The sequence below is a fragment of the Mesorhizobium sp. M3A.F.Ca.ET.080.04.2.1 genome (assembly GCF_003952525.1).
Classification (GTDB): Bacteria; Pseudomonadota; Alphaproteobacteria; order Rhizobiales; family Rhizobiaceae; genus Mesorhizobium.
Window position 1 is genome coordinate 766,753 of record NZ_CP034451.1, and the last position, 26,191, is coordinate 792,943.

Consider the following 26,191-nt stretch of genomic DNA (forward strand, 5'->3'; position numbering starts at 1 on the left):
CAGGCAGATTGCCAGCGCCCCTGCTCTGCACATCGCAGCGATCAGGGCGCGACGTCGACCGTCGGAAAACCGCATGACAGGCCGAGGCTGCGATAGGCCTTGGTGAAGCCATCCATCGAGATCGTCCCGACAGGCTGCTTGCCGAACACGACATCAACGGTGGAAGCGCGGCGCATCGCACGCAGCACGGCAAGAGCAATGTCGGTCTTGTTGTCCAGCATCCACTGGTCGCCTACATCGGCGCTGACGGTCGCCTTTACCTTGCCCTTGTCGTCGCTGAACTCGGCCGCAATATGCTCCCCGGTCGGCAGATCCTTGTTCCGCAGGGCGATGACTATGCTCGGATAGCCGTTCGGGGGAAGCGCATCTCCGTTCGAGATGGCCAGCGTGAGAGTTCCCCCGGTGCCATAGGAATCGAGAAAGGCGGTCGAGGCGGCACAAGTCTTGCGCACCTCCTCGCCCGCCTTCAGTTCATCGACAATGGTCGACCACCGCCCGAATGTCTCTGTCTTCGGTGCCGGCAGCGAATCCGTTTGCGCGGCAACGGGCAACGCCGGCAAGGAAATGGCCAGCCAGCCAAGAACAGCACAGGCGGCGGGGCGGAAATTGCACATCATCCTCTCTCCTGTTCGGAGCGCCGCCCGATCAGAGGGCGGCGCGCTGCCGGCGGATAAGAGATGACCTGCGGCGCACGGTCAACCGAGATAGGGGTAGAGCGGGAAGCGATCAGTCAGTGCCGTGACCTTGGCCTTGACGGCCGCCTCGACGGCTGCATTGCCTTCGTCGGAGTTCGCCACCTTCAACCCGTCCAGCACCTCGGCGATGAGCTTGCCGATCTCGCGAAATTCGGCCTGGCCGAAGCCGCGCGTGGTGCCGGCCGGCGTGCCGAGGCGAACGCCCGAGGTGACGAAAGGCTTCTCCGGGTCGAAGGGAATGCCGTTCTTGTTGCAGGTAATGTTGGCGCGGCCAAGAGCCGCCTCGGCGCGCTTGCCGGTGGCGTTCTTCGGGCGCAGGTCGACCAGCATCAGATGGTTGTCCGTGCCGCCCGAAACGATATCGAGACCCGTTTCCTTGAGGCTGGATGCCAGCGCCTTGGCGTTGGCGACGATGCTTTCGGCGTAAATCTTGAAACTCGGCTTCAGCGCCTCGCCGAATGCCACCGCCTTGGCGGCGATGACATGCATGAGCGGGCCGCCCTGCAGACCCGGGAACACCGCCGAATTCATCTTCTTGGCGATATCCTCGTCATTGCAGAGGATCATGCCGCCGCGCGGGCCGCGCAGCGACTTGTGCGTCGTCGTGGTCACGACATGGGCATAAGGCAGCGGCGATGGGTGTACGCCGCCCGCGACCAGGCCGGCGATATGGGCCATGTCGACCATCAGGTAGGCGCCGATCGAATCGGCGATCTCGCGGAAGCGCTTCCAGTCCCAGATACGCGAGTAGGCGGTGCCGCCGGCCAGGATCAGCTTCGGCTTGGTCTCATGCGCGGTCTTTTCGATCGCGTCCATGTCGAGCAAATGATCGTCCTTGCGCACGCCATAGGAAACGACCTTGAACCACTTACCGCTCATGTTGACCGGCGAGCCGTGGGTGAGATGGCCGCCGGAATTGAGATCGAGGCCCATGAAGGTGTCGCCGGGCTGCAGCAGCGCCAGGAACACTGCCTGGTTCATCTGGCTGCCGGAGTTCGGCTGCACATTGGCGAAATTGCAGCCGAACAGCTTTTTGGCGCGCTCGATGGCGAGTTCCTCGGCTATGTCGACGAACTGGCAGCCGCCGTAGTAGCGCTTGCCCGGATAGCCTTCCGCATACTTGTTGGTCATGATCGACCCCTGGGCCTCGAGCACGGCACGGGAGACGATATTTTCGGACGCGATCAGTTCGATCTCGTGGCGCTGGCGGCCGAGCTCCTTGCCGATAGCACCGAAAATTTCCGGATCGGCGTCGGCAAGCTTGGTCTCGAAAAAGGATTCGGAATTGCTGGAGGCTGCCGCGGCTGTTGACATAGCTTGCTTTCCCTTGGGGCCGGAGATCTGCGAGGTGGCCGCCATTAACACAGTTGTTTCTAACCTGCCACGTTTGCCGCGCGAAATTTGCTTGCCGAATTGCGCCAAAGCGCACCGGCTGGCGGGCCGTCTCGACACATGATTTCCTGCATGGCGACACGCCTGGCCAAATGGAGCGCAATACCCGCGCCGGAACGCCAGCCGCAGGCTTGACGCTGTAGGCGCACAATTGCGGGCGGGGCTGGTGGGTCAAGCCCCCAGCAAACAGAAAAGGCCGCTCGAGAGCGGCCTTTTCATTCGGCATTTCAGTTGCTTACAGCGAAGAAGTGATCTGCAGCTGCTCGTTGCCGTCGAGGCCGTAGATGTCGTCGCGGAACTGCACGACGCCGGGGCCGGTCGACCAGGCCGACAGATAAAGGAAGTGCACCGGCACGGGGTTGACGACCTGCACCGGAGTGTTCTCGCCGGTCTTGATCGTGGCCTCGAAATGCTGACGATCCCAGCCGGGCGTGTCACGCAGGATCCAGGTGACGAGGTCGCGCACGTTCTGGACGCGCACGCAGCCGGATGAATCGAAGCGCATGAGCTTGCCGAACAGGCTCTGCTGCGGCGTGTCGTGCATGTAGACGCCATCCGGGCTCGGGAAGTTGATCTTGACCGAGGCCATGGCGTTGCCGGCACCTGGGTCCTGCCGGAACCGGTATTTTTCGGCATCGTCGGTCGACCAGTCGACCGTCATCGGATCGACCTCGTTGCCGTCCGGCGCGAACAGGCGGATGTGGCTGTCCTTGAGATAATTCGGGTCCTTCCGCATCAGCGGAATGATGTCCTTGCGCACGATCGACACCGGCGCATTCCAGTAAGGATTGACGATGATCTCGTTGATCTTGGAATTGACGATCGGGGTCTGGCGATCGATCTTGCCGACGATCGCAGTGTGGCGAAGCACGACGCGGTCGTTCTCGACGGCTTCCACCTGCGCCGCCGGAATGTCGACCAGCACATAGCGATTGCCCAACGTGCCGGCCTTCTCGCGCAGACGCTGCAGATTGGTCTGCAGTTGGCCGAGCCGGATCTGCGCCGAGACGTTCATCGCCGCATAGGTGTATTTGCCCATCGAGCCGTCGGCCGGCAGGCCGTGGCGGAGCTGGAAGCGCTTCACCGCCGAGTCGACATAGGAGTCGAACGCGGTCGAGACGCCGGCGCTCTGCGACAGGTCGCCCGACATCATCAGCCGCTTGCGCAGCGGCACGACATCCGGATCGTCGACGCCGAGCTGAAGCTTCTTGGTTGCCGGAACCTGTTCCCAGCCGCCTTGCCCGACAATGGTCTGATATTGCGCCACCGCCTGCTCGGTAAAGGCTACGGTCTGCAGACTGAAGATCGGCAGCGTCGAGGCAACCTTGCCGGTCTGGCTGGCGCGTGCGTCGAACTGGTCGTCCCAGTTGCCGCGGGCAGAGGATTTCAGGATATCCCCGATCACATCCTGTGCGCTGGCACGGCCCGCGACCATGGCGGCGGCGAGCGCGGAGGCTCCGGAAAGGAAGAAACGGCGGCTGGTTCTCATGGACGTTCCAGACATTCTAGCTGTATCTAATCTCGCTCGGTTCGCTCTACTGGCGGGCTTGCCCGCACTCTAGGGTCGGCAATCTTAACAATTAGCCAACCATGATCCGCATAGCGAGGCCGCGACAAACGCGCAGCCCCGAAGCCGGCTCCAGGAAGCGCCAGGCATCTGCCCGCAGCGTCACCCGCATCCTCGCTTTCACCGGGATTATGGCGGCAACGTGGCCTTGACCCGCGATTTGCGTGCGGCGGCGGAAGGAAAAAAGCGACCGGTGTTTTTGAGCACTGGTGACCGCGACAACGGGGAGTGAACTGGCGATCTAAGGTTTCTTGGCCTCGAGTTCCGAACAGAGTTGCAAGACTTGGTATTCGGGGTATCGCAAGACCTTGTTGTCCTGGAGCTTGAGCAGGAGGCCGCGCCGCTTTTCCGTACTGTGGGAATCGTCCGAGCACGTCATATCCAAGATGATGGCGTCGAGGCCCTTGACTTTCTGGACCCGGTCCAGAGTGCACCCAACTTCCCACATTTCCACGGATGTATCGGTGAACGTCACGATCGAGTCATTGTTGTCGCACGGGCTACTGCCTTCCGCGGCGAAGGAGCCTTGCCACCACTCTTCGGCGAAGCCCGCTTCTGGCGGCAGCGACAACGCCGCTGCGACAGAACAGATTGCGAAGCTATTCCTTCGACCCATCGCCCCCCCTTGTGCCGGTCACACTAGGCATTGGGGAGGCAAAAGCAAAGGTCAGGCCCCCCTCCGGCATGCGTGGTCCGAAAAAAAGGGGCCGGCGCCTTTCGACACCGATCCCCCATTGTTTCCCCCGGCCGCGCTTCTCCGGCGCGGCTTCAGTGTCTCAGGCTTCCAATGCTTACATCCGGTAAGCGATGGTGTCGTTCCAGAAGCGGTCGAGGCGCTGCAGCGCGCGGTTCATCTGCTTGAACTCGTCGGTGTTGATGCCGCCGACCTGCTCGATCGAGCCGACATGGCGCTCGTAGAGGCCGGCAACGACTTCCGCCACCTCGTTGCCCTTCGGCGTCAGCGAGACGCGGACCGAGCGGCGATCGATGCGCGAGCGCTGGTGGTTGATGAAGCCGAGGTCGACCAGCTTCTTCAGATTGTAGGAGACATTCGAGCCGAGATAGTAACCACGCGAGCGCAGTTCGCCGGCGGTCAGCTCCGAGTTGCCGATGTTGAAGAGCAGCAGCGCCTGGATGGCGTTGATGTCGGAGCGGCCGTTGCGATCGAACTCATCCTTGATCACGTCAAGCAGGCGGCGGTGCAGACGCTCCACCAACTGCAGCGATTCCATGTACAGCGAACGGATCGCCTCGCGGCGATCGTCGGAAACGTTAGCGGTCTTCGCCGCCGGACGCGAATTGATCATTGTCTTTGCCTCTCGTTTGTCGCCCGGTGATTTTTTGTTCTTCACCTTGATCGCGACACTATCGAATACTCATAAAATTCGACTTAAACGCCAGGGCTAACAAGAGCTTACCGGTAAGTGGTTTCGAAAGAGGATTAACGAACGGTCACGTGAACAAGATCAATTAACCTAAAGGTTTAGCCAATAGCCGCGGGCAAAATCCGGTCCGGATTTGGGCTGCCTCGGCGGCCCGCCAGCCTATTGGCGGAGCTGGCGCTTCTGCAGCCAGATCGTCACGCGGAAGACGACATAGAGCAGCGCCACGCAGCCATGCGAGACGATGATCAGGAGCCGGTGGCCGAACAGATCCGGAAAGCCGGCATACATCACGATCTCGGTCGCCGCGCAGATGAACCAGATCACCGGCCCCCAGGACGCCAGCATCCACAACCCGGCGGCGGCGAAGGGAAAGAAGACGGCGAGCGTCACTGCAGCCACCTGCCAGTGCACGGGCATCAGGTCGAAGCGCCACAGCGGTCCCTGGTAGATGCCGATCAGCCGGATCCAGTAGAGAACGCCGAACAGCAGGCAGTAGCCGGCGATCACACGCTGGAACCAGGCGAAGATGATCTCGGTGGTCGATGGCTGCAGCACCACGCGCCGTGAGGTGACCTCGCTCACAGGCGCAGCTCCTGAGGGCCGAGCGGCGCGAAATAGGCATCGATGTCGGCAGTGCTCACCTCGTCCAGGGTCGCCGGGCGCCAGCGCGGCGTCGAGCCCTTGTCGATGATGGCGGCACGGATGCCTTCGTAAAAGTCGTGGCCGGCAAGCATGCGGTTGAGGATGCGGAACTCCATCTTCATGCATTCGTACATCGACATCGTCAGCCCGGCGCTGATCTGGCGCCAAGCGACATGCAAGCTGGTCGGCGAACGGGTTCTGATCGCGGCCAGCGTTTTCGCGGCAAACGCGTCGGCGGCGGCGGCCTGTTCTAGACTGGCGATGATGTCGGCGAGCGAGGGTTGCGAAAAGTGCCGGGCGATCGAGGCCAGATCCTGCCGCTCGGTCTCGCGCTTGGCGGGCGTGAAGAAGCCGCGCAGCTCGGAGTCTGGATCACCTGACACCGCCAGTTCATCGAGCAGCCCTGCCTGGTCCTCGGCCTTGATGGTGTGCGTGGCGAGGCCCGACCACAGTGCATCGCCGGAGCGGATGCGATTTCCCGTCAGCGCGAGATACATGCCGAAACTGCCGCCGAGATCGGGCAGCAGATGGCTGGCGCCGACATCGGGGAAGAAGCCGATGCCGACTTCGGGCATGGCGAACTGGGCATTCTCAGTCAGCACGCGGTGCGAGCCGTGGAAGGAGATGCCGACGCCGCCGCCCATGACGATACCGTCGACCAGCGCGACATAGGGCTTCTTCAAGCCGTTGATGCGGGCATTGAGCCGGTATTCGTCCGCGAAGAAGTCGACCGGCGGCTTGCCGGCGCGGCCAGCCTCGTAAATGTGGAGGATATCGCCGCCGGCGGAGAACGCCCTGCCCTCAGCCTTGACAATGACGACGCTCACGTCGGCATCACGTTCCCAAGCATCGAGCGCCCTGCCAAGCGCCTTGATCATGCCATGGGTGACCGCGTTGAGCGCCTGCGGCCGCGTCAACGTGACCACGCCGGCCTTGCCCAAACGTTCGAAGCGAATCTCGTCGCCTCCGCCAAAATCCATCGCCAGAGAATCCCTCTCTCCGCTTTTTGCGGGGGACTGAAGTGCTAAAGGTGGCACTTGGACGCGTCAATGCCGGGGGTAGCGCTCTGGCGGCTGGCCTCGCCAGATGTTACGAAACCGGCAAACTATCGTGCCCCCACGGTTCGACGGATTTTCGAGCAGATCGACATGCCGGGATTTTCTCGTCTCGCGGCTGGATTGGCAGGCCTCCTGTGCCTTGAGCTCTGCCGGCCATCGCCGCGACGGCAGACGAGCTCTACCAGGCGCAGACCATCGTCACCGGCACCGGCGAGGTGAACCGCGAGGTCGGCTTCAAGGATTGCCTGGATAAAGTTCTGGTCAGAGTCTCGGGCGACCAGCGACTGCCGCAGAAGCCCGAAATGCTGGCGCTGCGCGAGAAGGCCGGGGATTTCGTCGACCGCTTCCGCTACCGAGACCGGCTCGAAGGCATCCCGGTGCATGACGAGCAAGGCACGCACGACCGGCCGCACGACCTCACCTGCCTCTACAAGCCAACCGTCGTGGACAAGCTCCTGGCGCAACTGGGCAGCAAGCCCTGGCTTGGCGAGCGGCCGGTGCTGTCCGTCTTCCTCGCGGCCGAGCAAGGCTCGAGGCATTTTGTGCTGACGGCGGACGACGTGCGCGGCGAAGCGATGCGCGAATCCTTCATCAACGCCACCGGCCCCCTGCTGCTGCACGTCAGTTTCCCCAAGGCTGCGCGACTGGCAGGACTTGACGGAACGGCACTGCGCAAATCCGACATGGCAAAGCTCGACCTGCTCGCGAGAAAAGCAGCTGCAGCCCGGGCGCTTGCCGGCACCATCATCTGGAGCGACAAGGAATTGGGCTGGATTGCCGACTGGCGTCTGGCCGATCGCGGCAAGACCTATCGATGGCAGGTACGCGGCGTCAGCTTCGACGAGGCGTTTCGCGTGGCCGTGAGGGGCGCTGCGCAGATCTTGTCGGGCAACGGACAGCCTTGAAGATCGCGTTGGGCAATTCCAAATGTCGGCGATCCTTCATGCCCCCTCTGCCCTGCCGGGCACCTCCCCCACTAGCCGGGAGGTTGGCGGCACTGGCACAATCGTGTCGCATTGGTCAGCGACAAAGGTGCGTGGTAAAAGCCCGACCGAAAGCGAGTTTTGGCGATGAACAGATTCACCCCCGCGAAGCCTGCCGGCGCGCGCAGCGTCGACGAGATCACAGGCAGCCGGCGGCTCAGACGCATGCGCAAGGCCAACTGGTCGCGACGCCTGGTGCAGGAGAACCAGCTCTCGGTCAACGACCTGATCTGGCCGATCTTCGTCGTCGAAGGCAAAGATGTGAGGGAGCCGATCGCGGCCATGCCCGGCGTCTTCCGTCTTTCTGTCGACCTCGCGGTCAAGGAGGCCGAGCGCGCCGCCAAGCTCGGCATTCCGGCGATCGCCACCTTCCCCAATGTCGAGCTGTCGCTGCGCGACCAGACCGGCTCGCATATCCTCGATCCTGAAAACATCATCAACCGCACCACCCGCGCCATCAAGGCCGCGGTGCCGGAGATCGGCATCATCACCGATGCCGCGCTCGACCCGTTCACCAGCCACGGCCACGACGGCATTTTGCGCGACGGCATCATCCTGAACGACGAGACGGTGGAGCAGGTCACCGCCGCGGCCGTGATCCAGGCGGCGGCAGGCGCCGACATCATTGCCCCATCGGACATGATGGACGGGCGGATCGGCGCGATCCGCGACGCGCTCGACGCCAACGGTTTCCAGGACGTGGCGATCATGTCCTACGCGACGAAGTTCGCCTCGGCCTTCTACGGACCCTATCGCGAGGCGGTGGGAACCGCCGGCCTGCTCAAGGGTGACAAGAAGACCTACTATATCGATCACGCCAATTCCGACGAGGCGGTGCGCGAGGCCGAGCAGGATCTCGCCGAAGGCGCCGACATGCTGATGGTGAAGCCGGGGCTACCCTATCTCGACATCATTCGCAGGCTGAAGGACGAATTCCAGATGCCGACCTTCGCTTACCAAGTTTCAGGCGAATATTCGATGATCAAGGCAGCGGGCGCCAATGGCTGGATCGACGGCGAAAAGGCGATGCTGGAGTCCCTGCTCGCTTTCAAGCGCGCCGGCTGCGACGGCATTCTCACCTATTTCGCGCCGACGGCGGCGGAGATGCTGAGGGGCTGAGCCTCAGCGCACGCACATACACCGATCCACAGCTGTTCAATTGCCATCGCTGGACAATGCTGTACGCCGGGGTGGAACGCCCTCAGCCTTCGCTTACCGATGATCGGACGCCCTGAGGAAAACCTCCCGGTGGCGCGCCGTCAAATTACCGCTTGCATTTTGCAATCGGTCGAGTTAACTCATAACTGCTTGCATTTGACCACCGGTTCAGGAGACAGCCATGTCCAAGCTGCGTGTCAACGCCTTCACCTTGTCGCTCGACGGCTATGGCGCCGGTCGGGATCAAAGCCTGAACAGCCCGTTGGGCGTCAGCGGCGAGGCCCTGCACAAATGGATGATCGGCACCCGGACATTCCGCAGGATGTTCGGGCAGGAGGGCGGATCCACGGATACCGATGACAGCTTCACCGCGCGCAGTTTCGAGAATGTCGGCGCCTGGATTCTCGGCCGCAACATGTTCGGACCCATCCGCGGCGACTGGCCGGACGAGAACTGGAAAGGCTGGTGGGGCGACAACCCGCCCTATCACGTCCCTGTCTTCGTGCTCACCCATTACAAGCGCGCGCCGATCGCCATGCAAGGCGGCACGACCTTCCATTTCGTCACCGACGGGATTCATTCGGCGCTGGAACAGGCCAAAGCAGCGGCCAATGGTAAGGATGTGCGCGTCGGCGGCGGCGTTTCGACGGTCAGGCAATATCTCCAGGAGAGCCTCATCGATGAAATGCACCTCGCGATCTCGCCGGTCCTGCTCGGCTCCGGCGAGCATCTCCTCGGCGGCCTCGACATGCCGAAGCTCGGCTATCGTTGCACCGGCCAGGTCGCAACCGCCGACGCCACGCATGTGATGATCGAGCGGGGCTAAACGACTTCCCTCTCCCCATCGGAGAAGAGGGCCGAGCGAAGCTCGGTCGGCAATGACGGTCTTGTTGCAGGACCTGGCCCAGCCGATACGTGCTCGGCGAGCGAGACAAGACAACGGAATTGTCCTACAAATGCCGGCCTTGTTCCGGCGCCCCAGGCGCGCCTTTTCAATCTCGATCACGAGGTCACCGCATGGAGTACCGCACTCTCGGCCGTTCCGGCCTGAAGGTTTCGACGTTGACCCTCGGCACGATGACCTTCGGCGGCGCCGGTCCGTTCGCGGCCGTCGGCAATTCCGATCTGCCGCAAGCCAGGCGCATCATCGACACCTGCATCGATGCCGGCATCAACCTCATCGACACCGCCAACGTCTATTCGAACGGCCTTTCCGAAGAGATCATCGGCGAGGCGCTCGACGGCAAACGCAAGAACGACGTGCTGATCGCAACCAAAGCCCGCATGCGCATCGGCAAGGGGCCCAACGATGAAGGCTTGTCACGGCATCATCTGATCCGCGAATGCGAAGGAAGTCTCAAGCGGCTCAGAACGGACGTCATCGACATCTACTTCCTGCACGAATGGGACGGCGTCACGCCGCTGGAGGAGACGATCGCAGCGCTCGACACCTTGGTGACGCAGGGCAAGATCCGCTATGTCGGCTGCTCCAACTATTCCGGCTGGCAGGTGATGAAGGCACTTGCCGTCAGCGACGGACGTCACCAGCCGCGTTTCGTCACGCAGCAGATCCACTACACGCTGGAAGCGCGCGAGGCGGAATACGAATTGCTGCCGATCTCCGTCGACCAGGGCCTCGGCGTTCTGGTGTGGAGTCCCCTCGCCGGCGGCCTGCTTTCAGGCAAATATCGGCGCGACAGCCCAACGGCACGGCAGCTCGCAGGCTGGTCTGAACCGCCGATCCGCGACGAGGACCGGTTGTGGCGGATCGTCGACGTGCTGGTCGAGATCGGCAAGACGCGCGGCGTGTCGGCGGCGCAGGTGGCGCTCGCCTGGCTGCTCGGGCGGCCCGCGATCAGCTCGCTGGTGATCGGCGCACGCAACGAGGACCAGCTCAAGGACAACCTTGCCGCCGCAAGCCTGACGCTGTCCTTCGACGAGCGGCAGCGCCTCGACGCGGTCAGCCGCCCGCCGGTGCTCTATCCCTATTGGCACCAGCAGTTCACGGCCAAGGAGCGCTTCGGCCCGGCCGATCTGGTGCTCGATCGCGGTGATATTTGAGAGCTGTTGGAGTTCAGCGCGTCGCGGAACCGCTTTGTCTATCCGTTTCCTGCGCCAGTTCCGGACGGAAAACCGCTGAAGCGCTTTCTGTATTCTAGCCCGTGATGTAGCGCCACACTTGCGGATCCGGTTCGATCTGGCCGCTCAGGACGAAGTATTTATAGAGGACGAGCAGCGAAACCGTGCTCTCCTCTCTCTCGTTGTGAAACCTGCGGCAATAGGCATGGGCGGCCGCGACAATGCGCTGGGCCTCTGCCGGATGCTTCTCATAGTAGGCGACCTTGTCGGCGACGTCCGAAAAGTCGGACGCCAAGGGCACATAGTGCACGTTGGCCTCGATCTCAGCCTCGGCGAACCAGGTTTCGTATTTCGGCGGCGGCATCAGACAGAGCGAATTCGAGCTCATGATCCATTTCAAGTTCGTCGCCACATCGTTGCCCTCGAGCGAGACGATGTAGCGGAACTTCCGCTGCTGCGGGATGGTGAGATAGGGCTTGCGATACGCTGCCGGCGCTTCGGGCTTGGGCGAGCCGGCATCGCAGATCGGCAGGCCGCGCACGGCATCGATGAACCGGGCCCGTATCGGATTGTTGAGATGGCCGCGCCAGACAACCATCGGGCGCTTGTCGGCGAAGGCCAGCCTGTCCGCCGGCATTCTGAAATGGCGGAACTTGTCGAGCTTCATGATCACGGCATTGGCATTGTCATTCCCAATCGGCCGATCCTTGACGATCGAAGGCATCTTGGGCACGTGGGCGAGGTCGCCGAACTGGACGTCGATGAGCAGGTCGCGATCGAAGTAGCGGGCGAACTCCTTCAGGTCGTAATAGTACATGCTGCCAAAGCTGGGGATCCGGCCGGCCGGCACCGCCGTCGGGCTCGGCACGAAGCTGTGCTCTAGCCTGTTGTAGTAGTTGACGCGGTTGCGGATCGTTTCGCCAGAAAGGCTGGCCTCCTGCAGCCGGCTGGCCAGGCGGCGGCGGAAGAGAGCCTGAGGCACCACATCGCGCGTGATGTTGCGTATGAAATAGAATACCCGCGCTGCGGTGCGTAAGGGCGAGGCCATGCGTGCGTCGTTTTCAAAGATTGGTGGCGTTGAATTCCCCGCGCCTCCTACAGCATTGTGGGGAATATCTTGCAAGCCCGCGTGCCGCGACAGGCCTGAATGTCCGCCGAGGTCAGCACAGGATCAGGCAGCGACGACGGCAAAGCCCCTGGCGCGCAGCGCCCGCCTGTCGTCGTGCAGGGAATTCACCAGCCGGTCGCGACTGCCGGCAATGTGAGCCGAGAGAAGCCGTGCGGCCGCGTCGCCGTCGCCGGCCCGGACGGCGGCCAGGATGGCATGGTGCTCGGCCCAGGCGCGGCGGAGCGCCGCCTCGTCGCGAACTTCAAGCCAGCGGGCGCGCGAGAGCCTCGTCATCGCATCGCGCACGGCCCTCAGAAGGAACTCGTTGCCGGACAGCCTGGCCAGCTCGATATGGAAATCCATGCCGACGCGGTGCCACTCCTCGCGAGGGGTGTCGCCGTCGCAGGAATCGAGCATCGCGGCGATCACCTCAATCCCGCCTCGATCAGGGAGTTCGGCCGTCAGCCGGACAGCCGCGATCTCGACAGCCTCGCGGTAGACGGCAATCTGCGCCAGCTCGGTGAGGTTGATCGGCGCCACCGTCCAGGCGCGACCGTCACGGCCGATCAGGCCTTCAGTCTCGAGCCGCAGCAGGGCTGCCCGGACCGGCGTGCGCGAGGCGCCGAAACGGTTTTCGATCCAGCGCTCGGTCAGCCGCTCGCCTGGACCGATTTCCAGCCCAAGGATCATCTCGCGTAATTGTCTTTCGACGCTCTGCATCTGCGACATCGTCGTTCCCGCTTTCCAGAGCCGCATTGACAGCGGCAAGGTTGAGGTCCATGACGGATACCGATTTGGTATCCCAAAATGGTATCCGGAACAACCCCGGTAAGGGCACGCATGAGATGAGGCAGGACGACACGGGCCAAGGCGACTACAACGTCCATTGGCGGCGCAATCTCGCCGTCTGCTTCGCCGGTTCGTTCAGCACGCTGATCGCCATGACGCTGCTGCTGCCCTTCCTGCCGCTCTACGTCGAACAGCTGGGCGCGCAAGGACATGCGGCAATCGTGCAGTGGTCAGGCATCGCCTATGGCGCGACTTTCTTCGCCGCCGCCCTGGTCGCGCCGCTCTGGGGACGCCTCGGCGATCGTTACGGCCGTAAGCTGATGCTGGTGCGCGCGAGCTTCGGCATGGCGATCTGCATGTCGCTGACCGGCATGGTGCAGAGCGTCTGGCAACTGGTGCTGCTCAGACTGCTGATCGGCTTTGCCGGCGGCTATTCCTCGGGATCGACCATCCTTGTGGCGATGCAGACGCCAAAGCACCGCTCGGGCTGGGCGCTAGGCGTGCTGTCGGCCGGCATCACCGCAGGCTCGCTGGTCGGTCCGCTGCTCGGCGGGGCGCTGCCGCCGCTCATCGGTATCCGCGCCACCTTCCTGCTCTCCGGCGCCGTCATCTTCCTGGCTTTCCTGGCCACGACCTTCCTGATCAAGGAGAACCCGCGTCCGCAAGCGGCAAAGGTCGCGACGGTAAAGAAGGCGCAAAGCGGCTGGTCGCAAATCCCCGACAAGCGACCGGTCGTCGCGATGCTGGCGACGGGCATGCTGCTGGCCTTTGCCACCATGTCGATCGAGCCGATCATCACCGTCTATGTGCAGCAACTCGTCGAGAACCAGAACCGGGTGACGATGATCGCCGGCGTGGTGATGGCGGCGGCGGCGCTCGGCACCATCCTGTCCTCATCAAGGCTGGGCAGGCTTGCCGACCGCGTCGGTCACTGGAACGTGGTTGTCGGCGCGCTCGCCGTATCGGCGCTGCTGCTCATCCCCCAGGCCTTCGTCACAGACAGCTGGCAGTTGATCGGGCTGCGCTTCCTGATGGGGCTGGCGCTCGGCGGCCTGCTGCCCTGCATCACCAGCGTCATCCGCCACAACATTCCGGACGGCATCGGCGGCAATGTGCTGGGACTGTCGATCTCGGCGCAATATGTCGGCCAAGTCGCAGGACCGCTTGCCGGCGGGTTTGTCGGCGGTCATTTCGGCATGCGGGCAGTGTTCCTCGGCACCTCGGCGTTGATGGCGCTGGGAGCAGTCTATAACTGGCTTGTCCAGTCGCGACGGGCGCGGCATATGCTGCTGGTAGCTCGCGAGTCCTGAGGGCTCGCTCACGCGAAACACGGAGCATCCGCCATGAGCCTGCCAGTTCAGTCGTCGAACGGCGGCAACCCCATTCTGGTGCTGGCGGGCGGAGTTATCGGCGCCGCCGGCGTGGCGCTGTCGGCGCTTGCCGCTCACCGCGGTGGCGCCTTCACCGGCACTGCCGCCTCGTTTTTGCTGATGCACGCCCCGGTCTTCCTCGCCATCGGCCTTACGGGCAGCAACCGAGGCCTCAGGATCGCAAGCCTGGTGCTGCTCGCCGGACTGTTGCTGTTCAGCGGCGACCTGCTTGCCCGTGACTTCCTCGGCTCTCGGCTGTTTCCGATGTCGGCGCCGATCGGTGGCACTTTGCTGATCGCCGGCTGGCTGGCGGTCGCCGTCTGCGCGCTGTGGCGTCGCTAGATCTATCGGGCATTCGTCAAGGCGATGCCGGACGCGCGCACGGGCAATTTACCTGCGTTCCGAACGCAGCTTGCGCGTCGCCGGTTGAACGGCGCGGCGCCGCTCCGGCAGGTCGGACCGGGGCGAGATGCCCCAATAGTTGCGGTAGATGTCCTGGAACAGGTGGCCAATCGGATGCATGGCTGCCCTCCTTAATGTTGAATCGATCCAATTTCTCCGAATAGAAAAGACTGGCTGTCTAGCTGCGCTTGCGCCCCACAAGGAAGCGCGGTTCGCGCTTCCACGGGCTTGCCTTGCCGCGGCGTTTCTCGCTGAACGCAGCCGAAGCGATGCCCCAATCGTTGTGATAAACATCTTCGAACAGATAATTGACCGGATGCATGGCACTCTCCTTGCCAAAAGCCGCCTGCTGCGGCGGCGAACTTGGATCGATTCAACCTTAGACCTCGAGCCCCGAGAGTCAAGCGATATTTGAATCGATCCAACAAAAATGTTAGAGGACCGGCAACCATTCCACGGTCATGCTTGTCACCTGACCGGATTCGGAGGAACGACATGGCATCACTCGCCGAAGGCCAGGGACGACCGATCCGGCTGGCGGACATCGCCAAGGCCGCCGGCGTGTCGCATGGCACGGCCTCCAACGTTTTCAGCCGTCCGGAAATCGTGCGCGCCGAGGTGCGCGAACGGGTCAAGGCGGTCGCGGAGGCGATGGGGTATGCAGGACCGGACCCGAAAGGCCGCCTGTTGCGCGCCGGCAAGGTCAATGCGATTGGCGTCGCCACCACCGAGCATCTATCCTATTTCTTTGACGATCCGTTTGCCCGCGTCATGATGGCCGGCATCTCGCAAGCGTGTGACACCACAGGGGCCGGGATTGCCCTGGTGTCGGCCCGAGATGACGAAAAACTCGCCTGGAACATTCAGAGCGCGCTGGTCGACGGCTTTATCCTGTTCTGTATCGAAGGCGGCCCGCGTCTCGTCGAGCTGACGCGCGAGCGCAGGTTGCCCTTCGTGGCGCTGGAACTCGGCTTCGATGACGACACCATTTCCATGATCGGCGTCGACAATGTCGCCGGCGCGCGGCTTGCCGCCCGTCATCTCGCCGAGCTTGGGCATCGCCGCTTCGCCGTGCTGTCGCTGCCTTTCGGCGACGGCCGTGTCGGTCTGGTCGCGCCTGAGCGTTTCGGGACGGCGATTTACGCCGGATCGCGCAACCGTCTTGCCGGCTATTTCGAGGAACTTTCCCAGTTCGGCATCGATACCGCCAAGGTGCCCGTCTACGAAACCGAGAACGAGGCGGTCACCACCAGGGCTGGACTCGAAACGATCTTCGCCAACGGCGATCCGCCCACCGCTATCCTGGCGATGTCGGACCGGATGGCGATGGTCGCGATCGAGTGGCTGGTCGAGCGTGGCTTGAGCGTTCCCGGCGATGTCTCGGTTATCGGCTTCGACGGCGTACCCGACGGCGTGCTGTGCTTGCCGCCACTGACGACGATCGCCCAGCCCATCGTCGAGATCGGTCGGCGCGCGGCGCGCATGATCCTGGATTACGATGGAACAGTGCGGCGCGAAACGCTCGACCTCGAATTGATCGTCAGATCCTCCACTGGCCCTGCGCCAGAGGCTTGAGCTCGCAAGAGCAGGTGAACGTCGATAGAACCCGGAACTGCTACAACACTTCGTTCGACATTAGTCCGGACCGAAGTGTCACGCTCCTTCGTCAGTAGGCGCTCGCCGGCACCGATCGCGCGCCGAATGCAGTGCGTTCCGGAGCTACATTTTCGCGCTCCGGCTTTGCACGAGTGGTGCCCAGGCTGGACAGCCATTCGAGGTAGAAGGCCAGCGCGAATTGCATGGCGATGCCGGCCGATATCAGGAGGCTGTCATAGACGACCCCGCCCGGATTGATCAGCTTCAGCACCTGAGCCGCCATGGCGATCAGTGTGCCGGCGATGAACACCGGCAGGGAACGCTTGCCGAGTATGGCCAGCGGATTGTCGGTGCTGGTACGGAACAGGTTCGAGACCGCGGGCAAGGCGACAATCAGGTAGCTGACGGCGAGGATATGCAGCAGCCGAGGCAGCGACAGAAAGGTCTTGTCGAAGCCGCCGATCACCACCGGCAAGTCGAACCACGTCACCTTGCCCCAGAGCGGGCTATGCACCCAAACCACCGCCGCCAGCACATACACACCGCATAGGCCGAGCAGCCAGCGGTTGACGGGGATGGATCCGCCGCGCCTGACATGCAGCATGGCGGCGAGGCCGATGTTGAACAGGAACTGCCAGGAGAGCGGGTTGAGGAACCAGAAGCCGGGTTCGGGATAGTTCGGCGGCGCGATCTGCCAAACCCCGGCGATGAGCCACAGCAGTCCGGAAAGCGTCAATGCGAGGACCGGCCGGTAGCTGATCAGCAGCACAAAGGCGGGGGCAGCCAGCAGCAGCGCCGCATAGACCGGCAGGATGTTGTTATAGCCGAGCTGATGGCCCAGCGTGACGATGCCGACCAGCACTTCCGGCGTGTTCTTCATCAGCGGCTCGATGTTGATCAGCTTCAGCAACTCAGGCCGGTGGGCGAACACCGCCGCGGCGCAGAACAACGCCATCACCACCATGGTGATGACGATATGGGCGACATAGAGGACCCCCGCACGCCGCCACATCTTCAGGGCCGCCAGAAGCCTCCCGCCCGGCCTGAACTTGCCGCCATAGGCAAGCGCCACCGATATGCCCGAAATCAGGACGAAAGCCTCGGCCGCGTCGGAGAAGCCAAAATTCTTGTAGGTCATGCTTTCGAAGACAGTGCCCGGCACATGATCGATGAAAATCGTGAGCAGGGCGAGCGCGCGCAGCACATCGATACGCGTGTCGCGATCGTTGACGCGCGCATGGCGACCGTTGAGACGCGTATCGCGTTCCTGGACACGCTCAGCGCGCTCCGACAAAACTGGCATGGTCATCGACAAAAGGCCTCAAAGCTGGTCGTTCATTGGGGCAATGCGACCCCCGGGGCGCACCGCTTTGATTCCTCCCACGGGGAGACTATCGGCGCAGAAACGGACTGAAGTGGGCCTGGTTCAATCAACTTTCGCGGAGCGCGAAAATAATCCGTTTTCAAGCCGGCAAAACAACAAAAGCACCACGGAATCAAAAGGATGTGAACATGTCCGAATATGCGGACGAAAACAGCGAGCTACGTCGGGATCTGCTCTTTGCCTATCGTTTGCTGAAGCCGGAAAACGCAAGCGGCGAATGCCTGTTCGCGCTGCACGGGTCGGGCGTCGACGAGACGACGATCATCCCACTGGCAAGACAGATCGCGCCGCGTGCCACGCTGATCACCGCGCGCGGCCGCATCGCCCAGGACGACGGCTTCCGCTGGTTCGAGCGCATCACGCCGACCAGCTTCGAGCAGTCGAGCATACGCACCGAGACGGCCGCCTATGCCCGCTTCATAGCCGAGGTGGCTAGTCGCCATGGCCTTGACCTCCCCCAGGCCGCCTTCCTCGGTTATTCCAACGGCGCCAATCTCGTCTCCAGCCTGATGCTGCTCCATCCCGGCCTGGTCAGGGACGCTATTCTGTTGAGAGCAATGCCGGTGCTCGACGATCCGCCGGCCACCGCCCTCGGCGGCACCCGGGTGCTGGTCATAGCCGGTGCGACCGATCAAACCTACGGCCCATTCGCGCCGGCCCTGGTGACGCTGCTCAGCCAGCGCGGCGCCGAGGTCGACGCGCGCATCATCGCCGCGGGCCATGAATTCGGCGACGCCGATGCCGCCATTGCCAGGCAATGGCTGGCGGGCCGCCGACCGGCTACGGAACCGAAGGGCTGAACCGCCGAATAGGTGCCCTATCCCTGGCTCATCCTGTTCCAGGCGTCCAGGCCGGCAATCTTGTAGGCCTCGGCCAGTGTCGGATAGTTGAAGGTGTTGTTGACAAAGAAATCGACCGTGCCGCCGAGATTGATTACCGCCTGGCCGATATGGATCAGTTCGGTCGCGCCCTCGCCGACGATGTGGGCGCCGAGCAGGCGACGCGTCTCGACCGAGAACAGAAGTTTCAGAAAGCCGCTGTTGACGCCCATGATGTGGCCGCGCGAGGTTTCGCGGAAACGTGCCACTCCGACCTCGTAGGCGGCACCGCTCTCACGCACCTGTTCCTCGGACTGGCCGACGGTGGAGATCTCGGGCACGGCGTAGATGCCATAGGGAAAGCTCTCGGGCGGCGGCGGCAGTGCAACGCCAAAGGCATGGCAAGCGGCCACCCTGCCCTGTTCCATCGAGGTCGAGGCAAGGCTCGGGAAGCCGATCACATCGCCGGTGGCATAGATATTGGCGACGCTGGTCTGAAAGGTTTGCGGATCGACCTTGATGCGGCCCCGGGAGTCGGCCTCGATGCCGACAGCGTCGAGGCCAAGGCTGCCAAGATTGCCGCTGCGGCCGGCGGCATAGAGCAGGATTTCGGAACGGATGGTGCGGCCGTCGGCAAGCGTCACCTCGGCGTAGTCGGGCTTTGAGGCGACCTCCTTGATCGTGCTGCCGAGACGGATGGTCATGCCGCGGTCGCGCATCTGGTGGATGAAATCATCGACGATCTCGCGGTCGACGAAGTCGAGGATGCTGTTGCGCGGCTCGACCAGCGTGACCGGCACGTCGAGCGCCGAGAAGATCGTGGCATATTCGACGCCGATCACGCCGGCGCCGATGACCGTCAGCGTTCGCGGCAAGCGGTTGAGCTCAAGCACCTCGTCGCTGTCGAACACGCGTGTCTTGTCGAACGGCACGTCGCGCGGGCGGTGCGGCCTGGTGCCGACCGCGATCAGGGCATTGGCGAAACCGACCTCGCTGTAGTCGCCATTGTCGGCGGTCAGGCCAACCTTGTTGGGACTGAGGAATTTGGCGGTTGCGCGTGCGCTCTTGACTGCGTTGCGCATAAACTGGTGCTGCAGCACCTCGACCTCGTGATCGAGCGTCTTGTGCAGCCGCTCGATCAGGTCGGCGATCGAGATGTCCTGCTTGACCCGATAGCCGCGCCCGTAGAAGCCGCGTTCGCGCCAGCCGGATAGGTTGAGCACCGTCTCGCGCAATGTCTTCGACGGGATGGTGCCCGTGTGCACCGACACGCCTCCCAGCCGCCGGCCTCGATCCACCACCAGCACCGACTTGCCAAGCTTGGCCGACTGCACCGCGGCGCGGCGCCCTGAAGGCCCGCTGCCGATGACCACCATGTCGTAATCCATTCCTGCCCCACTCGGCGTCTTCTTGCGCCGCAGCAAGCTAACGCCATACGCGCCGCGAATTCAACCGGTTCAACCGACCCTCGCCCTGGCTTACTGCTCTGACGGCGAAAAGCGCCGACCTTGATTCCGAGGCCGGTTTTCACCATCTCAGTGCGACGGCCGACAGCTGTTTCAGGCCGTTGCGAGGAACCGATATGAACGCGCGCGTGCTTGACGGCGAGATCATCACCACGAGGCTCGAGGACACTCGCGCCTATCGCGGCGTGCGCACGAGGCGTATCTTTGCCTTCATCCTCGACTATTTCATCGTCGCGCTGCTCACAGTCCCGTTCGCCATCCTGGTCGCCATTCTCGGACTCTTGACCTTCGGCCTTGGCTGGGCGCTGTTTTCCGTGCTGGTGCCGCTGGTCGCCATTCTCTACATCTGGAACACGCTGGGCAGCAAAGACCAGGCGACCACGGGCATGAAGCTCATGGGCATCCGTCTGGACAAGCTCGACGGCAGCCGCATCGACGGCATGACCGCAGTCGTGCACTCCGTGTTGTTTTGGGCCGGCAATGTCATCCTGACGCCGCTGGTGCTGCTGGTGACGCTGTTTTCCGATCGCAAGCGCACGCTGCACGACCTGCTCTTGGGGACCGTGGTCACCCGCCATGACGTTTGATGGCGTTCGCTACAGCCATCGCCGGCTCGGTTCGACGCCTTGTGCCCAAATATGAGGGCCTTCGACAGGTCGCTGCCCCACAATCCTGTTGAATTTTTCCCCGACCGGGCCAAAGGTAGGGTGATTCGTAGGAGCACTTCCAAGAATAGATGACGCAGCATCCGACCCAGTCGCCGCAGTTCTTCCTGACCGCGCCGTCGCCGTGTCCGTATTTGGAGGGCCAGTTCGAGCGCAAGGTGTTCACGCACCTGGTTGGCGACAAGGCTCCGGAGATGAACGACCTGTTGACGCAAGGCGGCTTCCGGCGCTCGCAGAATATCGCCTACCGGCCGGCCTGCGAGTCGTGCCGGGCCTGCGTGTCGGTGCGCATCCTGGCGCAGGAATTTTCCGCCAGCCGCAATATGCGCCGCGTGATCCAGCGCAACGCCGATCTTATCGGCGCCATGCATGACGCGCAGCCGTCGACCGAGCAATATTCGCTCTTCCGCGCCTATCTCGACGCCCGCCACCGGCGCGGCGGCATGTCCGACATGACGGTGCTCGACTATGCCATGATGGTTGAGGACACGCATGTCGACACCAAGATCATCGAATACCGGCGTCGCGGCCCCGACAGCTTCATCACCGGCAAAGGCCAGGGCGAGTTGATCGCGGTGGCGCTGACCGACAAGATGGCTGACGGCCTGTCGATGGTCTATTCCTACTTCAGCCCCGATTTCGAGGATCGGTCGCTCGGCACCTTCATGATCCTCGACCACATCGCCCGCGCCAGGGCGATGGGGCTGCCCCACGTCTATCTCGGCTACTGGGTCAACGGCTCGCGCAAGATGAGCTATAAGATGCGTTTCATGCCGCAGGAGCATCTCGGCCCGAAAGGTTGGGAACGCTACGACGACGAAGCGGTCAGTCGCTGAGTTTTTCAAGGTCGAAGCTTAACTGTTTCAAGTCAGGCGACGCTGAGTTTTGAGGCGCCTGGCTGGAGATTTCGCTATCGCGCCGGTTGCCTGGCGACCTGCATTCCACCCGCGAGAATTGCCCGCATGTCCTCCCATCACGACCACCAGAAAGGCCTGCTTTTGACCGCCATAGGCGGCATGACGCTGACCGTAGACATCCCGTTGGTCCGGCTCGCCCATGGCGAGGCCTGGACGATTCTGATGCTGCGCACCGCAAGCATGTTCATTGCCGCGATTGTCATCTGGGCGGTCTGGCGCTCGTTGAGCGACAAGGCGCCAAAGCTCATTCCGGGCCGGCTGGGCGTGGTCGTCGCCACCTTCTATGGGCTCGGCTCGATTGCCTTCATCACCGGCGTCTATCACACCTCGACCGCCGACCTCGTCTTCATCCTCGCCTTCACCACAATGTTCTCGGCACTGCTGTCCTGGCTATTCCTCAAGGAAAGGCCGCAGCCGCTGACGCTCGCGGCGCTGGCGATCATGATCGTCGGCGTCGGAATCATTGTCAGCGACTCCATTGGCAATGGACATCTGTTCGGCGACGTCATGGCGCTGTGCTCGGCACTCTGCGTTGCCTGCGCCATCACCGTCTCGCGAGCCAGCGGCAGGGAGATGGGTTTCACATCGCTCGTAGGGGTGATCCTGCCATTCGCCGTGGCGATCATCATGGTAACGAAGACCGGCTTTCACGTCGACGCGCCGTGGTGGATCATCCTCAACGGCGCCGTGGTCATGCCAATCTCGTTCTTCTGCCTCGCCAATGGGCCGAAATACATTTCAGGGCCGGAAGTGGCGATGTTCTACCTACTGGAAACGGTGTTCGCCCCGGTATGGGTGTGGCTGATCTTTGCCGAGGCTCCATCGCGCAACAGCCTGATCGGCGGGACGATCCTGATCGTGACGCTGGTCGCGCATTCGCTGTGGCAGTTGCATGAGGGGCGAAAGCGGCGCGCGGCGCTGGCCGTGGTTCACCCGGCCTGAGATTTTTTCGCCGCGCCGCGCTCCGCGACCATCTCGATCTGCGGCGGGCCGCCTTCCGGCTCGGCCTGGCTCGTCTGGGCCATTTCATCGGCCAATTCCACCTCACGCAGCCATTCGCGCCAGATGGCGACGAGCAGTGCCATCAGCACCGGGCCGATGAACAGGCCGAGGAAGCCCATCGTCTTGACGCCGCCGATCAGCCCGAAAAAAGTCGGCAGGAACGGCAGCTTGATCGGCCCGCCGACCAGCTTCGGGCGCAACGTCTTGTCCACAATGAAGAGCTCGACCGCGCCCCAAACGAACAGCGCCAGGCCGGCAAACAGCTTGCCGCTGGCGGCGAGGTAGATCGAGACCAGCGTGAAGGAGAGCGGCGCGCCGCCGGGGATCAGCGCCATGATGCCGGTGAGCGCCCCGAGCGTCACCGGCGAAGGCACGCCGGCCAGCCAGTAGGCGACGCCCAGCACCACCCCCTCGCCGATCGCGATGATGGTCATGCCGGTGACCGTGGACGAGATGGTCGCCGGCACGACGCGGGAGATGCGCTCCCAGCGCGTCGGCAGGATGCGCTCGCCGAGCCGATCGACCTGGGCGGCGAAAGACTCGCCGTCGCGATAGGCAAAGAACAGCGCGATCAGCATGAAGAGCAGCGTGAGCAGGAGGCCAAACGCGCTACCGCCGGCCGCCAAGGCGCCGCGATAGATGGTGCCGATGTTGGAGCCGCTCACCAGTTGGATCAATTCTCCGATGCCGCCGGGATGCCCGAGATTGGCCATCCATTGCTCGTTCAGCCATTCGCCGACGACCGGCATGGTCGCGATCCATTGCGGCGTGACCGAGCCGTGGCGGTTGGTCTCGATGGCCCAGGTCACCCATTCGCGCAGCTCGTTGATGGCATAGGTGCCGGCAAGCGCGATCGGCACGACCAGGAAAGTGAGGATGAACAGGATGGCAAAGGTCGCAGCGATGGTGCGACTGCCGCCGACGGCGACAAGCAGCCGGCGGTAGAGCGGCCAGCTGGCAAAAGCGATGACAAGCGCCGCCAGCACTGGGAACAGGAAGCCATGGAAGAAATAAACACCGGCGGCGACGATCAGCACCAGGAGCCAACGCGCCGCCGACAGCGGCGGAATGACAGCCGCCCTGAGCGGCGTCGACAGCCCAAACAGGCGCTGCCCCGGCTTCTGGTTTTCAGCCCGCTTCAATCCGGCGTTTCTCCCCTGCCCGGTGGTTCATGGATGCTTATGGACGATCATAGTGCAGCAATCGTGGCGATAGTCCAAATGTTTGGGGTGCAGCTGCCAATCTCCCCCCTTGTGGGGGAGATGTCCGGCAGGACAGAGGGGGGGCGCGAAGGAACACGACCTTCGCAATCTGTCTTACGAAGGGCTGATAGATGCATCGAACTGACAGGCCGGCGGGACAGCGCCCCCCTCTGCCCTGCCGGGCATCTCCCCACAAGAGGGAGATCAGCTAACTTCAACCAAATTTGCCCGTCCGCGGGAATCCCTTCGGTACCATGCGGCCGGCGGCGGCGCGGGCGCCGATCCATTCGGTCAGTTCCTCGCGCGACTTGGTGAAGGTTCGGTCGGCAGAATCCTGCCAGGAAAGCCCGGTCTCGAGCGTGAAGGTCTTGAGGTCCAACACGCCGCCATCCCTGTATTTCTGCAGGCGCACGCCCTTGCCGCGCGCCATTTCCGGAATTTCGGCAAGCGGGAACACCAGCATCTTGCGATTGTCGCCAACGATGGCGAGGTGGTCGCCGGCGACCGGAATGCAGCGCCTGGCCTCGTCCGGCGCCTTGATGTTCATCACCTGCTTGCCCTTGCGGGTGTTGGCGACGATCTCTTCCTCCGAAACGATGAAGCCGTTGGCGTCGTAGGAAACGAGCAGCAGCTTGCGCTTGGGATCGTGCACGAAGGCGGTGACGATATCCTGGTCGTTCTCCATGTCGACGATGATACGGATCGGCTCGCCATGGCCGCGCCCGCCCGGCAGCCGGTCGGCGCCGATGGTGTAGAACTTGCCGCCGGTGGTGAAGATCAGGATCTTGTCGGTGGTCTGGGCATGGAAGGCCAGCTTCAGGCTGTCGCCTTCCTTGAAGGCAAGCTGCGAGTGATCGGTCAGGTGACCCTTCATGGCACGCAGCCAGCCCTTTTCGGACACCACGACCGTGACCGGCTCGCGTTCGATCATGGCGTGCGCGATGTCGGTGAGGTCATGTTCCGGCGCGTCGGCGAACTGGGTGCGGCGCTTGCCGAGCGCGGTCTCCGGCCCGAACTTGTCGCGGATGCTGGTGACTTCCCACTTGATCGTCGCCCATTGCTTGGCCTCGGAGGCCAGCAAGGCCTCGATCTGCTTCTTCTCTGCGGTAAGCCCGTCGAATTCCTTGCGGATCTCGATCTCTTCGAGCTTGCGCAAGGCGCGCAGACGCATGTTGAGGATGGCTTCGGCCTGGCTGTCGGTGAGCGACCAGCGGGCCATCATCACCTGTTTCGGCTCATCCTCCTCGCGGATGATCCTGATCACCTCGTCGATGTTCAAATAGGCGATCAGGTAGCCGGCGAGGATTTCCAGCCGCTTCTCGATTTCGCCCAGCCGATGCTTCGAACGGCGGATCAGCACGTCGCGGCGATGATCGAGCCACTCCTTCAGCACGCCCCGCAGCGACAGCACGTTCGGCACTTTGCCGCGCGACAGCACATTCATGTTGAGCGGGAAGCGACTTTCGAGCTCGGTGAGCTTGAACAGCGATTCCATCAGAATACCGGGATCGACCGTGCGGCTCTTCGGCACCAGCACGATGCGGATATCCTCGGCGCTCTCGTCGCGGATGTCCTCAAGCAGCGGCAGCTTGCGCGCCATCAAGAGCTCGGCGATCTTCTCGATCAGCCTGGCCTTCTGGACGCCGTAGGGGATCTCGGTGACGACGATACTCCAGGTGCCCCTGCCCTGGTCTTCCTGGTTCCATTTGGCGCGCACGCGGAAACCGCCGCGCCCTGTCTCATAGGCTTCGAGGATCGAGGCGCGGCTGTCGACGATGATGCCGCCGGTCGGGAAATCCGGCCCCTGGACGAAATCCATCAGCTTCGCCACGGGCGCATCCGGATGCTCGATCAGGTGGAGAGCGGCGTCGCAGAGCTCGGCGGCGTTGTGCGGCGGGATCGAAGTCGCCATGCCGACCGCAATGCCGGAGGAGCCATTGGCGAGCAGGTTCGGGAAGGCGCCGGGGAGCACGACCGGCTCCTCATCCTCCTCATTGTAGGTCGGCCGGTAGTCGACCGCATCCTCGGTGATGCCGGCGAGCAAGTCGCTCGCCACATCGGTCATGCGCGCTTCGGTGTAGCGCATGGCGGCCGCGTTATCGCCATCGATGTTGCCGAAATTGCCCTGCCCGTCGACCAGCGGGTAGCGCATCGAGAATTCCTGCGCCAGACGCACCAGCGCATCGTAGATCGACTGATCGCCATGCGGGTGGAACTTACCCATCACCTCGCCGACGATGCGGGCGCATTTGGCGAAGCCCTGGTCGGGGTTGAGCCTCAAAAGCCGCATGGCATGCATGATGCGGCGATGGACAGGCTTCAGCCCGTCGCGCACATCCGGCAATGCCCGGTGCATGATGGTCGACAGCGCATAGGCGAGATAGCGCTCCTCGAGCGCCTTCTTCAGATCGACCGGTTCGATGTGATCGCCGCCGCCATTGTCTTGCGGTGGCAAAAGCCTTTTTCCCATGGGCGTGGAACTAGCCGAGCGGGTGATTCGCGGCAAGCGCCGA

The 26,191-nt window shown here is 63.1% G+C and carries 26 protein-coding genes; 11 read left to right on the plus strand and 15 right to left on the minus strand.

Annotated features, from left to right (window positions below; all coding sequences use genetic code 11):
• Positions 1-41 precede the first annotated feature (41 nt).
• The 7 genes from EJ074_RS03635 to EJ074_RS03665 form a co-directional block, all read right to left on the minus strand.
• Positions 42-614 (minus strand): hypothetical protein, encoded by a 573-nt coding sequence (locus EJ074_RS03635; RefSeq protein WP_095808406.1) that lies wholly within the window; start codon positions 612-614, stop codon positions 42-44.
• Between the two features lie 81 nt (positions 615-695).
• Entirely contained in the window at positions 696-2,009 is a 1,314-nt protein-coding gene (gene glyA, locus EJ074_RS03640) for a serine hydroxymethyltransferase (RefSeq protein WP_129552776.1), read from the minus strand.
• Between the two features lie 313 nt (positions 2,010-2,322).
• Positions 2,323-3,576, minus strand: coding sequence for a L,D-transpeptidase family protein (locus tag EJ074_RS03645; RefSeq protein WP_095808303.1), 1,254 nt, complete (start codon positions 3,574-3,576; stop codon positions 2,323-2,325).
• A 319-nt stretch (positions 3,577-3,895) separates the two neighbouring features.
• Positions 3,896-4,270, minus strand: a complete 375-nt coding sequence (locus tag EJ074_RS03650; RefSeq protein ID WP_095808304.1) for a hypothetical protein — start codon at positions 4,268-4,270, stop codon at positions 3,896-3,898.
• A gap of 175 nt (positions 4,271-4,445) precedes the next feature.
• Positions 4,446-4,961: a winged helix DNA-binding protein gene (locus EJ074_RS03655; protein ID WP_008875359.1), complete on the minus strand. Its 516-nt coding sequence runs from the start codon at positions 4,959-4,961 to the stop codon at positions 4,446-4,448.
• A 237-nt stretch (positions 4,962-5,198) separates the two neighbouring features.
• A complete protein-coding gene (locus tag EJ074_RS03660; protein ID WP_095808305.1) occupies positions 5,199-5,621 on the minus strand; it encodes a DUF6163 family protein in 423 nt (140 codons plus the stop codon).
• Positions 5,618-6,661 carry an enoyl-CoA hydratase/isomerase family protein gene (locus EJ074_RS03665; protein ID WP_095808306.1) on the minus strand — a complete coding sequence of 348 codons (1,044 nt, stop codon included), beginning with the start codon at positions 6,659-6,661 and terminating at the stop codon, positions 5,618-5,620. The genes EJ074_RS03660 and EJ074_RS03665 overlap by 4 nt, the downstream gene beginning before the upstream one ends.
• Positions 6,662-6,954: 293 nt before the next feature.
• Between EJ074_RS03665 and EJ074_RS03670 the strand changes: the two genes are divergently transcribed.
• From EJ074_RS03670 to EJ074_RS03685, 4 genes are all read left to right on the plus strand, one after another.
• Positions 6,955-7,644 carry a DUF2066 domain-containing protein gene (locus EJ074_RS03670; protein ID WP_245420541.1) on the plus strand — a complete coding sequence of 230 codons (690 nt, stop codon included), beginning with the start codon at positions 6,955-6,957 and terminating at the stop codon, positions 7,642-7,644.
• Positions 7,645-7,809: 165 nt separating this feature from the next.
• Entirely contained in the window at positions 7,810-8,841 is a 1,032-nt protein-coding gene (hemB, locus tag EJ074_RS03675) for a porphobilinogen synthase (protein ID WP_095808307.1), read from the plus strand.
• A gap of 220 nt (positions 8,842-9,061) precedes the next feature.
• Positions 9,062-9,706, plus strand: coding sequence for a dihydrofolate reductase family protein (locus EJ074_RS03680; protein ID WP_095808308.1), 645 nt, complete (start codon positions 9,062-9,064; stop codon positions 9,704-9,706).
• 191 nt (positions 9,707-9,897) lie between these two features.
• Entirely contained in the window at positions 9,898-10,941 is a 1,044-nt protein-coding gene (locus EJ074_RS03685) for an aldo/keto reductase (protein WP_095808309.1), read from the plus strand.
• A gap of 94 nt (positions 10,942-11,035) precedes the next feature.
• Here the strand turns inward: EJ074_RS03685 and EJ074_RS03690 are convergent, their stop codons facing one another.
• Together EJ074_RS03690 and EJ074_RS03695 are read right to left on the minus strand one after the other, a co-directional pair.
• Positions 11,036-12,007, minus strand: a complete 972-nt coding sequence (locus EJ074_RS03690) for a glycosyl transferase family 90 (RefSeq protein ID WP_095808310.1) — start codon at positions 12,005-12,007, stop codon at positions 11,036-11,038.
• Positions 12,008-12,130: 123 nt separating this feature from the next.
• On the minus strand, positions 12,131-12,796 hold the full coding sequence (locus tag EJ074_RS03695) for a GntR family transcriptional regulator (protein ID WP_095808407.1): 666 nt from the start codon (positions 12,794-12,796) through the stop codon (positions 12,131-12,133).
• Between the two features lie 116 nt (positions 12,797-12,912).
• On the opposite strand from EJ074_RS03695, the gene EJ074_RS03700 reads away from it, so the two are divergent.
• Together EJ074_RS03700 and EJ074_RS03705 are read left to right on the plus strand one after the other, a co-directional pair.
• Positions 12,913-14,166: a multidrug efflux MFS transporter gene (locus EJ074_RS03700; protein WP_129552777.1), complete on the plus strand. Its 1,254-nt coding sequence runs from the start codon at positions 12,913-12,915 to the stop codon at positions 14,164-14,166.
• A gap of 33 nt (positions 14,167-14,199) precedes the next feature.
• Positions 14,200-14,568, plus strand: coding sequence for a DUF423 domain-containing protein (locus tag EJ074_RS03705; RefSeq protein WP_095808312.1), 369 nt, complete (start codon positions 14,200-14,202; stop codon positions 14,566-14,568).
• Between the two features lie 48 nt (positions 14,569-14,616).
• Here the strand turns inward: EJ074_RS03705 and EJ074_RS30535 are convergent, their stop codons facing one another.
• Both EJ074_RS30535 and EJ074_RS29535 read right to left on the minus strand, forming a co-directional pair.
• Positions 14,617-14,748, minus strand: a complete 132-nt coding sequence (locus EJ074_RS30535) for a hypothetical protein (RefSeq protein WP_095808313.1) — start codon at positions 14,746-14,748, stop codon at positions 14,617-14,619.
• Between the two features lie 58 nt (positions 14,749-14,806).
• Positions 14,807-14,950, minus strand: a complete 144-nt coding sequence (locus EJ074_RS29535) for a hypothetical protein (RefSeq protein WP_095808314.1) — start codon at positions 14,948-14,950, stop codon at positions 14,807-14,809.
• A gap of 173 nt (positions 14,951-15,123) precedes the next feature.
• Between EJ074_RS29535 and EJ074_RS03710 the strand changes: the two genes are divergently transcribed.
• The gene (locus EJ074_RS03710; RefSeq protein WP_095808315.1) at positions 15,124-16,203 is read left to right on the plus strand and encodes a LacI family DNA-binding transcriptional regulator; all 1,080 of its coding nucleotides are present in this window, start codon (positions 15,124-15,126) and stop codon (positions 16,201-16,203) included.
• A gap of 91 nt (positions 16,204-16,294) precedes the next feature.
• Here EJ074_RS03710 and EJ074_RS03715 read toward each other — a convergent pair whose 3' ends face one another.
• Positions 16,295-17,533: an OpgC family protein gene (locus EJ074_RS03715; RefSeq protein ID WP_129552778.1), complete on the minus strand. Its 1,239-nt coding sequence runs from the start codon at positions 17,531-17,533 to the stop codon at positions 16,295-16,297.
• Positions 17,534-17,736: 203 nt separating this feature from the next.
• On the opposite strand from EJ074_RS03715, the gene EJ074_RS03720 reads away from it, so the two are divergent.
• Positions 17,737-18,408, plus strand: coding sequence for an alpha/beta hydrolase (locus EJ074_RS03720; RefSeq protein WP_095808317.1), 672 nt, complete (start codon positions 17,737-17,739; stop codon positions 18,406-18,408).
• A 17-nt stretch (positions 18,409-18,425) separates the two neighbouring features.
• Here EJ074_RS03720 and sthA read toward each other — a convergent pair whose 3' ends face one another.
• Entirely contained in the window at positions 18,426-19,814 is a 1,389-nt protein-coding gene (sthA, locus tag EJ074_RS03725) for a Si-specific NAD(P)(+) transhydrogenase (protein ID WP_095808318.1), read from the minus strand.
• A gap of 194 nt (positions 19,815-20,008) precedes the next feature.
• Here sthA and EJ074_RS03730 point away from each other — a divergent pair, with 194 nt between their 5' ends.
• The 3 genes from EJ074_RS03730 (at position 20,009) to EJ074_RS03740 (ending at position 22,416) form a co-directional block, all read left to right on the plus strand.
• A complete protein-coding gene (locus tag EJ074_RS03730) occupies positions 20,009-20,479 on the plus strand; it encodes an RDD family protein (protein ID WP_095808319.1) in 471 nt (156 codons plus the stop codon).
• A 149-nt stretch (positions 20,480-20,628) separates the two neighbouring features.
• Positions 20,629-21,393: an arginyltransferase gene (locus tag EJ074_RS03735; RefSeq protein ID WP_095808320.1), complete on the plus strand. Its 765-nt coding sequence runs from the start codon at positions 20,629-20,631 to the stop codon at positions 21,391-21,393.
• Positions 21,394-21,519: 126 nt separating this feature from the next.
• On the plus strand, positions 21,520-22,416 hold the full coding sequence (locus EJ074_RS03740) for a DMT family transporter (RefSeq protein ID WP_095808321.1): 897 nt from the start codon (positions 21,520-21,522) through the stop codon (positions 22,414-22,416).
• Here the strand turns inward: EJ074_RS03740 and EJ074_RS03745 are convergent.
• Both EJ074_RS03745 and parC read right to left on the minus strand, forming a co-directional pair.
• Positions 22,404-23,618, minus strand: a complete 1,215-nt coding sequence (locus tag EJ074_RS03745) for an AI-2E family transporter (RefSeq protein ID WP_095808322.1) — start codon at positions 23,616-23,618, stop codon at positions 22,404-22,406. The two genes, EJ074_RS03740 and EJ074_RS03745, sit on opposite strands and share 13 nt — an antisense overlap.
• Before the next feature lie 274 nt (positions 23,619-23,892).
• Positions 23,893-26,148 carry a DNA topoisomerase IV subunit A gene (parC, locus tag EJ074_RS03750; RefSeq protein ID WP_095808323.1) on the minus strand — a complete coding sequence of 752 codons (2,256 nt, stop codon included), beginning with the start codon at positions 26,146-26,148 and terminating at the stop codon, positions 23,893-23,895.
• Positions 26,149-26,191 lie beyond the last annotated feature (43 nt).

Excerpts from the sequence above, each read along its gene's own strand:
- EJ074_RS03650 (WP_095808304.1), bottom strand. The coding sequence starts at position 4,270 with ATGGGTCGAAGGAATAGCTTCGCAATCTGTTCTGTCGCAGCGGCGTTG.
- EJ074_RS03715 (WP_129552778.1), bottom strand. The coding sequence starts at position 17,533 with ATGACCATGCCAGTTTTGTCGGAGCGCGCTGAGCGTGTCCAGGAACGC.
- EJ074_RS30535 (WP_095808313.1), bottom strand. The coding sequence starts at position 14,748 with ATGCATCCGATTGGCCACCTGTTCCAGGACATCTACCGCAACTATTGG.
- EJ074_RS03720 (WP_095808317.1), top strand. The coding sequence starts at position 17,737 with ATGTCCGAATATGCGGACGAAAACAGCGAGCTACGTCGGGATCTGCTC.
- EJ074_RS03655 (WP_008875359.1), bottom strand. The coding sequence starts at position 4,961 with ATGATCAATTCGCGTCCGGCGGCGAAGACCGCTAACGTTTCCGACGAT.
- sthA (WP_095808318.1), bottom strand. The coding sequence starts at position 19,814 with ATGGATTACGACATGGTGGTCATCGGCAGCGGGCCTTCAGGGCGCCGC.
- EJ074_RS29535 (WP_095808314.1), bottom strand. The coding sequence starts at position 14,950 with ATGCATCCGGTCAATTATCTGTTCGAAGATGTTTATCACAACGATTGG.
- EJ074_RS03685 (WP_095808309.1), top strand. The coding sequence starts at position 9,898 with ATGGAGTACCGCACTCTCGGCCGTTCCGGCCTGAAGGTTTCGACGTTG.
- parC (WP_095808323.1), bottom strand. The coding sequence starts at position 26,148 with ATGGGAAAAAGGCTTTTGCCACCGCAAGACAATGGCGGCGGCGATCAC.
- EJ074_RS03690 (WP_095808310.1), bottom strand. The coding sequence starts at position 12,007 with ATGGCCTCGCCCTTACGCACCGCAGCGCGGGTATTCTATTTCATACGC.
- EJ074_RS03680 (WP_095808308.1), top strand. The coding sequence starts at position 9,062 with ATGTCCAAGCTGCGTGTCAACGCCTTCACCTTGTCGCTCGACGGCTAT.
- EJ074_RS03740 (WP_095808321.1), top strand. The coding sequence starts at position 21,520 with ATGTCCTCCCATCACGACCACCAGAAAGGCCTGCTTTTGACCGCCATA.
- hemB (WP_095808307.1), top strand. The coding sequence starts at position 7,810 with ATGAACAGATTCACCCCCGCGAAGCCTGCCGGCGCGCGCAGCGTCGAC.
- EJ074_RS03635 (WP_095808406.1), bottom strand. The coding sequence starts at position 614 with ATGTGCAATTTCCGCCCCGCCGCCTGTGCTGTTCTTGGCTGGCTGGCC.
- EJ074_RS03735 (WP_095808320.1), top strand. The coding sequence starts at position 20,629 with ATGACGCAGCATCCGACCCAGTCGCCGCAGTTCTTCCTGACCGCGCCG.
- EJ074_RS03710 (WP_095808315.1), top strand. The coding sequence starts at position 15,124 with ATGGCATCACTCGCCGAAGGCCAGGGACGACCGATCCGGCTGGCGGAC.
- EJ074_RS03645 (WP_095808303.1), bottom strand. The coding sequence starts at position 3,576 with ATGAGAACCAGCCGCCGTTTCTTCCTTTCCGGAGCCTCCGCGCTCGCC.
- EJ074_RS03695 (WP_095808407.1), bottom strand. The coding sequence starts at position 12,796 with ATGTCGCAGATGCAGAGCGTCGAAAGACAATTACGCGAGATGATCCTT.
- EJ074_RS03705 (WP_095808312.1), top strand. The coding sequence starts at position 14,200 with ATGAGCCTGCCAGTTCAGTCGTCGAACGGCGGCAACCCCATTCTGGTG.
- EJ074_RS03700 (WP_129552777.1), top strand. The coding sequence starts at position 12,913 with ATGAGGCAGGACGACACGGGCCAAGGCGACTACAACGTCCATTGGCGG.
- glyA (WP_129552776.1), bottom strand. The coding sequence starts at position 2,009 with ATGTCAACAGCCGCGGCAGCCTCCAGCAATTCCGAATCCTTTTTCGAG.
- EJ074_RS03730 (WP_095808319.1), top strand. The coding sequence starts at position 20,009 with ATGAACGCGCGCGTGCTTGACGGCGAGATCATCACCACGAGGCTCGAG.
- EJ074_RS03665 (WP_095808306.1), bottom strand. The coding sequence starts at position 6,661 with ATGGATTTTGGCGGAGGCGACGAGATTCGCTTCGAACGTTTGGGCAAG.